The following is a 9,742-nucleotide window of genomic DNA, read 5'->3' as shown; positions in this document are numbered from 1 at the left end:
ACCTAAACTATAGGATCTAAGTTTTGGCTATATTTCTTTTGTTACAACGCGATTTTGAAAGTCTGCCATGGTCATGTGTGCTAGATTTGCCACACCCAGTAGGTCACGTATTTCAGCAGTTGTGTCACCAGTTATTCTAAAGAAACTGGTCGTTGGAAAATCCCGCGCAATGGTTTTTAATTGATTTGTCCAGTTACCGGCAAAAGTAGGATTAGCCGAACTTTTTTTATAAAATTCTGTGTCGGCATAGCAGTTGTTGAATCTACCGTTGCGTGTGGGGCCCATGTCAAATCCCACAAGATAGATAGCAACAGCGCCATCCAGTGCGGCTTGTGCCACTGCCACCGGTCCTGAACTGAATCCAAAATACTTTTGTGCTATTCGTCTTGAGCCCGAGTCTGGCAAGGGGTTTCTGGTGTAGTGAACATGCTGTTGGCTGTAGCCTTCAGATTGAATACGCTCACTAATTGGAGTGTCTGTGCTGATCAACACGTCAGGAACAAACTCACGATAGATGGCATTGCATCCATAGGTGGTACCCAATGGTTTTAATTGATTTAAATCTACTGATTGACGGCTCACACCGTTACCCAACACAAATGCCGCGGCCATAAAAAATCCTCCCAGTATATAGCCAGGAGGATTGTTGGGGATTACAAATTAACTTGTAACGCTGGCAATCTGTGCCAATTGAATTGTTGGATTGTCAACAGATGTGGTGCCAGACAATTCACCGCCAGAAACAGTCACGTTGCCTTCGTCTGTGAAGAAGTTGGCCACATACTGATTTTCATTGCTTTGAATATTCTGACCAAAGTTGCTGTTGCTATAGTTGCCATAAGTCATACCGTTCCAGTCACGCACCCACTTGTTGGTGATGTAACTGGCAAACACCGCGGCTGAGTCACCTGTGGAATACTGAATACTCATGTTACCGGCTGTTGGAGTGGCTGTGTTTGATAACACACACTGACCAACTGCGAAAACTGTGCCTGTGCCTGCGCCAGCATCTGCTGTGCATGTGAATATGTCACCGACTGCAACATTAGTACCAGCACCAACTGCTTGCCAATTTGTTGAGCCGAGAGAGGCAATTTGGTATGCTTGTCCGACCAACATATCTTCATCAGCAATAGTTGCACCAGTTGCAGCTACCAGGAACTTGTGTGAACCTTTTTGGCGTATGAGACGACCTGTGTATGAACTTGTGGCTGTTTGCGAATCTGTTCCGTCAACAAGTAAAATGTTTACCAATGCGGCAACTTCTGGAAATGTAGCACTTGCAGTACTAGTAGCAGGTGAACCACCAACCACACCCAAGAATTGAGTTCTATCTAGTGTTTGAACTGGCGTGTTGAATGCTGGATTAGTCAGCGATCCAAAGTTAGGAAATCCAGCGTCTGCTAAAACAGTTTGATTATAAGTTGTTACTACTGGATTTGATCCAGAAACAGTGGTACCGGCACCAACGTTGTTTTTTTGAATTTTAAGAGCTCTTCCCATTTGATTTCTCCTTATAGAAGCCCAATGCGGGTTCTAGCCGCTACGCAGGGGAAACCTGCATAAAACACCGTATTGTGTTGACAAGTATTTAGCGAAAATGTAAAATACAGTGTCACCACGGCGTAAATATCCCTATGAATCAACAACAAGTAGACTTAATTGAACAAGGCAATCAGTATCGTGCCAATCACGAACCTGAAAAATCACTCAAATGCTATGCACAGGTCCTGGTGGAAGATCCAGACAATGCTCCAGCGTTTTGCAACTATGGCAACGTCATGCGTGAACTGGGTCATCCTCGACGTGCTATACCATTTTTACAACATTCTATTCTACTGGATCCTTCCAATATCACTGCACAGTTTAATTTAGCAGTGGCATATTTGCTCACCGGAGATTACACTCGTGGTTGGGCACAATACGAAACTCGCTGGCAGTTTGAACACCTGCAAGGCACTGAGCCAAAGTTCTCACAACTTCGTTGGCGTGGTGAAGATATTCGAGACAAAACTATCTTGGTTGTGGGCGAGCAAGGGCATGGGGACTGTATTCAGTTTTCAAGATTTATTTTTAATTTACATGCCATGGGGGCTCGAGTCAAACTACAAGTGACTGACGGATTGATCCCGTTGCTGAGTCAGAGCAACATTATAGAACACACTGGTAGATACAACGAAGACATGGGTGAGTTTGATTACTGGGTTCCCATCATGAGTATCCCCGGCATTCTAGGTATAACACTAGATAACTTGCCAAAAATGCAAAATTATCTTACTGCTAACCCGGAATTGACAAAAGCATGGCAGGATAGACTAGGTCCCAAAAAACGCATGCGTGTGGGTGTGAGTTGGAGTGGTCGAAAGGATTCTTGGATACATCAACACAAGAGTGTGCCGTTTCCAGTGATACTAGAAATGATTCAATCCAATCCTCAATACGAATGGGTTAACCTACAAGTTGATGTGTTACCCGAAGAAGAAGCGCAATTGACCGCAGCTGGAGTCACTGGGTATCCAGGATCAATTGTTAGTTTTGCTGACACAGCGGCCTTGATCATGCACATGGATGTTGTGATATCTGTAGATACGGCTATTAGTCATCTTGCCGGGGCACTAGGTAGACCCACCTGGGTTATGTTGAATCAATACGGTCAAGACTGGCGTTGGTTGTTGGATCGCAACAATAGTCCTTGGTACAGCACAGCCACTCTGTTTAGACAACCCACACGCGGTGACTGGGCCAGTGTTACCAAGAAGATTGCTCAATACCTGTCATGGTACAAAGTTTAATGTTTGAACAACAATTTAAAATGTGACCAGTAAGGTGCATTAAAAATATGCATGGACTTGACAGTCTTACGATCAGGATGCATATTAGGAGTTAATGTGTGCAACTTGGTCCAGTGTATGCCCGGTTTGTTGTGATGTTCTTGGTGATATCCTGCACCAAATCCAATCCAGTTGTACCATGTTGAATAAATTCCAACACTGTCTTGCGTGGTATCACCTCTGCGATCTAGCACTCCCCAATGTTCGCCGTAACTGGTAGCATAGTTAAGAAAATGTGCTAAAAAGTATACCACCATCATCCACATTCCAAAATTAAAATCTACTGCAAAGATCGCTATACAATACACCATATAGGACAAGACTTCTATAGTGTTTTGTTTGTGATTGTATACTGCTGAGGGTTTTCCTGAATGAACTGTCCCTGCAAACATGGCAGCCATGTTTGCTGTAAACATGGAGTCGACTGTTCCTCGAAAACAAAATTTCCAAAAGTTTTCTACTTTGCCATTTTTGCCGTTTTTAAACACTGACACTGGGTCTTTTGTTTTGCCATCTACTGGATGATCGTTTACATGAACATGATGTGTAAGATGATTCCATTTCCAGGTTTGGTGTGCTACCCCACTTATCATGCTCAACATTAATTCATAGATTGCATTTGCTTTTTTATTATTAAATGTAGACCAATGTGAGTGATGATGCAATGGTGCATTTTGCAAATTACAAATCAACCATGCTTGGAATGGCAGTATTACTAGCCACCAAACAAAGTCAAGATCAGCGGAAATTATTGCAAAAGGTAATAGTCCTAATGTCACAGTATACAATACCATCCAGGTGTCTTTGGGAGAATTTCGAAATATTTTCATGTTAGAGTATTTATTTGAAAAGTCAGCAAGGATTGAAATTCCCGGCTGTAAAAGTGTTGTTTGTATATATCATGATTGATATAAAATTTATGTGCGTATTTTAAAATATTATACGGCCAACAAAAAACCTGCCGAAGCAGGTTTCTTGCCTTCCCATCCCTGGGAGTTTCTCTGATTAGGAGAATGAAAGGTTAGACACAGCGATCTCGCCAACATAGTCACCAGCATTGCCGAAAGACGATGCAGTGTTTGTCAACTCAATGTAACCATAACGTGTCATGAATGACACGACTGGCTCGAATGTGCTTGGATCCAACACAACGCCTGAACTCATCAATGGAATGTATGGGCAGTAGAATGCTGGAGCGTCTGCTTCTGAAGAACCTTTGTAACCAACCAACACTGGTGTTGTATCAGCTGCATAAGAGTCAACGAACACACGCATGGCGCCGTTCAATGTACCAACAAACTTGGTGTTTGTAGGTGCTTCGAATGTGCCTTCTGTGGTACGTGCAAAAGCACTAGTAGTTGCAGACTGCAACACTGTGAGTGCGGCAGAACTCACAACAGCATAGTTACCAGCGCCACGACGTGTGCGTTGGGCGATCAAGTTAGCAACACGGTTGATCAAAACAGCCAATGCGGCGTGTTCGTCACCAACGAATGTAGCAGTACCTGAAACGGTTGCTTGGTTGTATGTGAACTCAGTTGCTGCCAATGAACGCAGGCTCAAGAGGATCTCTTGGTCGATTTCAGCAGTAATTTCTTGAGCCAAAGCAGCCATAATTTCTGCTTCAACATCAATACCGTGCATGGCTTGTGCATCTTGTGCAGATTCAAAAGTCCAACGTGCTTGCAACTTACGTGTGCGAGCTTCAACGGCTTGCTTCAAGATTTGCACAGAAATTTGCTTACCGCCTGTGCCTTCCATGGTCGCTGTGTTGTTACCAGTATAGTTGGTAGCAGTAGCAGTATCGCGTGGAACTGTGGAGTATGCTTGTGCAATCGTGAATGGTGACAATGCTTCTTGACCAGCGGACACGCTTGTGGCGGCTGCTGATGTGTCAGTCAATGACTGTGCGTAACGAACACGCAGAGTGTGGATTTGACCAACCGGGCCTGTCATTGGCTGAACGCCTACCAATTCGTTAGCAATAACGGTTGGCATAACACGACGGATCACTGGCAGAATCACACGGTTAAGTGTGGCAATGTTGCCAGATGCTGTGGAACCAGCACTTGCGTTTTCTTTCAAATACTTGCGTGTATTCTCAAGGATAACGCCCATGCTGTTGCGCTTGGAGCCGTTTAAACCTTCGAGCAATGCTTCTTTGGTCTCGCCCCAGCGGCTTTCTAATAGTTCTTGTGACATTTAAGTCTCCTTATTTAATTATAACCCTGCCAGGCGCTTTAAGTCGATCACATTACTACGATCTTCCTGCTGACCACTTGGAACAGATTTATCCCCAGTTGCTACTGAAACGTTTTCTGTAATCACTTTTGAGGCTTTTACAGAGCGGTCTTCCAATACTGCTGGCAGATACTTTTCGAATGCGTTTTTCAAACGGGTTGTTTGTACGCTTTCAAGCAAATTACGCATAACATCTTGCTTCTCTCGGTTGAGAGGTGCAAGCAACATTTCCATGGTGCTTTCGCGCTCATTGGATTCTTTGATTATACGTATTTCACGTTCTTTTGACTCCACAACAACTTTGGCTCGTTGTGCAAGTCGGATGGCTTCCGCCAATTGCTTGTCACGGATTGACAATGCACTATACAACTTGCGAACTTCTGCTTTCTCATTTAGGTGAGTAGCACCAAATTCACTTGCGTATGCTTCAAAGATACGACGACCAAAATTGTTCTCGCGAGCAATTTTGATGTCTTCTTGCAATTGTGAAAGTTCTGTCTTTAGATGACGGCTCACAGCCTGACTCATTTTCTCAGCACTTTCTTTTACGAAACGTACCTTGAGTGTTTCAAGTTTTGCGCGGGCTTCACGTACCAGGCGGACTTTTGTTTCCACCACGTCACGTTTGTCTGCGGCAAACTCTTGAATTTCACGAGCCAATGCATGCACCATGAAGTTTTCTAGTTTTGCTAGTCCTTCTGTGTGCATCTTACGGTCTTTGCGCAATTCGCCAATTTCCTCTGCAAGTTTTGTCACCAAGAAGCCGTTAAACTTCTGTGCTGACTCTTTTATCTTGTGTTGGAACTTGACACGGTCTTCGCTCAAGTTGCGCTTTTCAGCGGCTACCTGGGCAATTTCTGCGGCCAAACCTTCTGTTACCATTTTATCCAAAGCCTCTACCATCACTGTCTTGTCATGCTCATAGCGTTGTGCGAACTCTTCACGTAGTTCTGCACGAGCCTGTTCACGAGCCTCACTTAACTTGGCTTCCCAAGCTTCTGTGATCTCTGTACGAGTTTCCTCGGTGATCAGGTCGCTATCTAACAATGGTTTGATTGCATCTAACATTAGTAGATTCTCCTTAGATCTTGAGTTCTCTAATGAGTTTTACAACTTCATTTTTGAGATACTTCTGCACTTTGTTGTCTTCGCCCGCTTCCTTGGCTACCTCTAACAGTCTATGACCGTACTTCATATTCATGAGACTTTCATATATTGCTTTAGGGTATGCATTGGGTGCGCTGGGTTGAGCAACTACATCTATAGTGACTATTTCAAAGTCACTTACATGTCCTGTTCTGTCGTCAACGTTGCCGCTGCCACGACTTGATACTCCAAGTTTTATACCTGATGTCAACAAAGTCTTGATCAACTCACCCATTGGGGTTGGTAAAATCTTTAACTTTCCACATCCAGTATCGCCATCCATCCACATACCTTCAACGCTGTGACACACACGGTCTAGATTAATTTTCAAATCATCCGGATGATCCACTTCACCTAACACTGAGTTACCACTTTTGATTTGCTCATTAATTGTGTTGACTGCCTTGCTGATTTCGTGCATGGGGTAGACGCGGTCATTTGCATTGCGCTTGTTGCCTTCAATACAGATGCCTTTTAAATAGAGATTTTTACCGTGACCATCCGGTCCAGATTCTTCTAGAACCTGAATGTTGGCCTGATTAAAGGTAAGTTGTTCTCTTAGTGTTTTCATGTATTAACTGCGAGCGACTGGGCTCTTTGTGTTAACACCTGTTGCTTGAGCCAAGTGTGGCTTGGTAGCAGGCTTTTGACCTTTCATGCTGGCGCCAGCTTTGTTCTGGAAATCGCCTATCAAGTCTTTAGTCTGGTTGCTGTAGGCACCGGCCGCATCGTGCTTGCCACCGCCTTCACCACCTGCGTGTACTGGCTTGACTGTGCTGCCAATTGGACCTTTAGCACCTGAGTTTGCAGATACTGTAGATCTCTTGTTAACGCCGCCTTCTTCACTGGTGACTGGCTTTGGTGCAGCCTTTAATGAAATTGCTTCCATCATGCCTGGTTGCATTTCGCCTGAGTCGTCCATTTCAATTGCGTCGCCGCCTTCTTCAGGACCAAAACCGTCACCGTCGCCCATGTCGTCACCGCCCATCAGGTCTTCAAATTCGGCCATCAACTGGTCCAATTTGTCTTCTAAGTTGAGAATGTCGTCTTTGCTGGCTGGTTCAGAACTGCCCATGTCATCATCGCCCATGTCGTCAGCCATGTCGCCATCGTCCATGTCGTCCATGTCGTCCATGTCTTCGCCTTCCATGTTCATGTCTTGCTCTTCATCGGCTTCGATGTTGTCGATCAAGTCATTACTGGCGTCGCCGCCCATGGCGCCTTCTTCAAGGTCTTCTTCATCGGACTCGTCAAGTTCTTCCTCAGCAGACTCATCGAGGTCTTCTTCGGCTTCTTCTTGCATCAAGTTTTCGTAAATCTCACGGCTCTTGGCCACAACGATGTCATGGAAAAGTTCGCGAGCTTTTGCGTCTTCATCATTGATCACGTATTCGATCAATTGTTCAAATCTGTTCATAAGGAAACTCCTATTAAGTAAAGTGTAATGCTATTTACACACTAGGAGAAAAAGTAGCGGTTTATGGGGCCAAAATGGCGATAAATTACATCGCCGGTGCTTCAGGAGCTGGTGCATACTGCTGACGCACCAATTTGAGTTTTTCCTTGTATTCAACTGTGCGCACATCATTCATCCGGCGCAGTTTGTTTAACTGACGCAAGGTTAGATGCGTTTTACGCAGATCGCCCAGTTGTGTTTGGCTGTTGTCTTGTGCTAGATCCTGATAGGCTTCAGGATCTTTGTGCCAAAATTCATGTAGTATCATATGAATATTTATGCTGCCGGGGCGCCTGCGCCACCCACGCCTCCAGGTACTACTGGACCTGCTGGTGCTGACCCAACCTCAGGTGTGCCCACACCTGCTGGCTCCATTTGAGCAATTTCTTCGCCAGTTTCAATGTCTGTTTGTATGGCACCCGGGCTAATGCCCACTGCACGTAGATCACTGCCGGCAACTTTGAGTTCAGGATCTTCACGTTCTTCGCGCCACATGTCTTCGTTTTCTTTGATTTCGCCTTCGGTCAGGCCCAGGAAGCGTTCAAGCAAAAAGCGTTTGCTCATGTAGGGCAGGGGTTCTAGTTGTAAAAATGCTTGTATACGTGTGTTGTCCAGTTCACTTTGACGGTAACTTGCAAAGTTTTGAGGTGCATTAAAGCCCAGGCTAAACAGGCCCGAGTCTATGTTAAACCCACGCCATTTCAAGAACATCTTGAATTCATCGTCTAGTTTCTGGGCAATCAAGGCTTGTAAACGTTCACAATACTGGTTGAATCTGTACTCTTGTATCAGTGCTGTGCCTACTTTTCCATCGTTCATTGCACGGTCTGAATCGTCTGGACCAGTGGGCAAGTAACTGCTGGGCACACGCAAACCACGGGCCATTTTGTTGTTGAAGTACTTTAAATCGTCAATTTCGCCTAGGTTTGCACCACCTTGTAACACATCTACTGAACTTCCACGTCCGTCTTGACCTTGGGGAAAGAAGTAATCTTCGTTGATTGAAAGTGGATTGTAACTGCTATCCATCATGTTTTGTCCGCCACCTGTCATGGTAGGAATTCTGCGTTGATGCATTTCGTTCTTCACACGTTCCACAAACTGCATGGCCAAGTGGCTGGGCATGTTGCCTACGTCAATTTTAAACACTCTGCGCTCAGGAGCACGGCTCACACGATAGATAAGAATAGCGTCTTCCAGCAGTTCTTTCTGTTTGTAAACCTTGTAAATTTGTTCTAGTATACTGCGACCAAAAGGCCAGAACACATCCAAGCCTTCGTTCAAACTGCAATGCACCACGTGCTTGGCATCAATTGTGGCTTCGTTCATGGCCTGCATGAATCTGCTGTTGCCCACTCCGCCTCCGGCACCGCCGTTGGGCATAGTATAGTTTGATGATCCTGATATGGTACCTGTCACAGGATTGGTCATGTAGTCTGTGGTGGTCTTGGCTGCCACAGTCATGTTCTGGAAGTTGGGATTGATGTCACGAATCACATACTGCTCAGGACGCTTGCCTTCCGATTCGTTCACAATAATACGCATGATCTTGCTCATGTCCACCCAGTACATTTCAAATGTTTCTGGATCACGCACAAACACTTGATCACCATACTTGATGGTGTTGCGGAACAGTTTAAAGATGCGCTGGTCTAGTTTGTTTAGTTTGACCCACTGTTGCATTTGCTTTTTGATAATTTCAATTTCGTGATCAGTGGGCTTGTCGTTGTACTTGACATCAAACGGTGTGCCGTTGGTTTCACTCAGTTGTGTGGAGAACTCAGCAATGATATCCAAACAGGCATTGACTTCTGAATCCATGTCCATGTTTTCGTACTGGTTGTAGCGTTCCACACGGTTGGGGTGACCTGAGTAAACTTCTGGCAGTCGAGACGCATAGTTGCGAAACACAAAGTCTGCCTGTGCCGAACCACCGTTGCCGTCGTTCCGGGGATAGTTTGGTAAACCAAATTGGTTTGATCCTGATATAGGACTTTGCACTCCAGAGTTGTCTGCAACCTTGAAGTATTTGCGCCAGCCTTGTTGTTTATCTGCCATAGTAGTTTAT

The 9,742-nt window shown here is 45.0% G+C and carries 10 protein-coding genes; 1 reads left to right on the top strand and 9 read right to left on the bottom strand.

Annotated features, from left to right (window positions below; all coding sequences use genetic code 11):
• Nucleotides 1–27 precede the first annotated feature (27 nt).
• Nucleotides 28–612, bottom strand: a complete 585-nt coding sequence (locus tag ABW391_RS02005; protein WP_353480143.1) for a hypothetical protein — start codon at nt 610–612, stop codon at nt 28–30.
• Nucleotides 613–660: 48 nt separating this feature from the next.
• Nucleotides 661–1,503, bottom strand: a complete 843-nt coding sequence (locus tag ABW391_RS02000) for a hypothetical protein (RefSeq protein WP_353480142.1) — start codon at nt 1,501–1,503, stop codon at nt 661–663.
• Between the two features lie 134 nt (nt 1,504–1,637).
• Between ABW391_RS02000 and ABW391_RS01995 the strand changes: the two genes are divergently transcribed.
• Complete coding sequence (locus tag ABW391_RS01995; RefSeq protein WP_353480141.1) at nt 1,638–2,792, top strand: glycosyltransferase family 9 protein; 1,155 nt, start codon at nt 1,638–1,640, stop codon at nt 2,790–2,792.
• Here ABW391_RS01995 and ABW391_RS01990 read toward each other — a convergent pair.
• From ABW391_RS01990 to ABW391_RS01960, 7 genes are all read right to left on the bottom strand, one after another.
• Entirely contained in the window at nt 2,789–3,661 is an 873-nt protein-coding gene (locus tag ABW391_RS01990; protein ID WP_353480140.1) for a fatty acid desaturase family protein, read from the bottom strand. The genes ABW391_RS01995 and ABW391_RS01990 overlap by 4 nt on opposite strands.
• 175 nt (nt 3,662–3,836) lie before the next feature.
• Nucleotides 3,837–5,033 carry a hypothetical protein gene (locus ABW391_RS01985; protein ID WP_353480139.1) on the bottom strand — a complete coding sequence of 399 codons (1,197 nt, stop codon included), beginning with the start codon at nt 5,031–5,033 and terminating at the stop codon, nt 3,837–3,839.
• Nucleotides 5,034–5,051: 18 nt separating this feature from the next.
• Nucleotides 5,052–6,140, bottom strand: coding sequence for a coiled-coil domain-containing protein (locus ABW391_RS01980; protein WP_353480138.1), 1,089 nt, complete (start codon nt 6,138–6,140; stop codon nt 5,052–5,054).
• Between the two features lie 13 nt (nt 6,141–6,153).
• On the bottom strand, nt 6,154–6,789 hold the full coding sequence (locus tag ABW391_RS01975) for a hypothetical protein (protein ID WP_353480137.1): 636 nt from the start codon (nt 6,787–6,789) through the stop codon (nt 6,154–6,156).
• Nucleotides 6,790–6,792: 3 nt separating this feature from the next.
• Entirely contained in the window at nt 6,793–7,635 is an 843-nt protein-coding gene (locus ABW391_RS01970; protein ID WP_353480136.1) for a hypothetical protein, read from the bottom strand.
• Nucleotides 7,636–7,720: 85 nt separating this feature from the next.
• Nucleotides 7,721–7,942, bottom strand: coding sequence for a hypothetical protein (locus ABW391_RS01965; protein ID WP_353480135.1), 222 nt, complete (start codon nt 7,940–7,942; stop codon nt 7,721–7,723).
• An 8-nt stretch (nt 7,943–7,950) separates the two neighbouring features.
• On the bottom strand, nt 7,951–9,732 hold the full coding sequence (locus tag ABW391_RS01960) for a portal protein (protein ID WP_353480134.1): 1,782 nt from the start codon (nt 9,730–9,732) through the stop codon (nt 7,951–7,953).
• Nucleotides 9,733–9,742 lie beyond the last annotated feature (10 nt).

This window comes from Haliscomenobacter sp., assembly GCF_040403615.1.
Lineage (GTDB): Bacteria > Bacteroidota > Bacteroidia > Chitinophagales > Saprospiraceae > Haliscomenobacter.
Note: the sequence above shows the minus strand (reverse complement) of the source record. Positions and strands in the feature narration are given on the sequence as shown.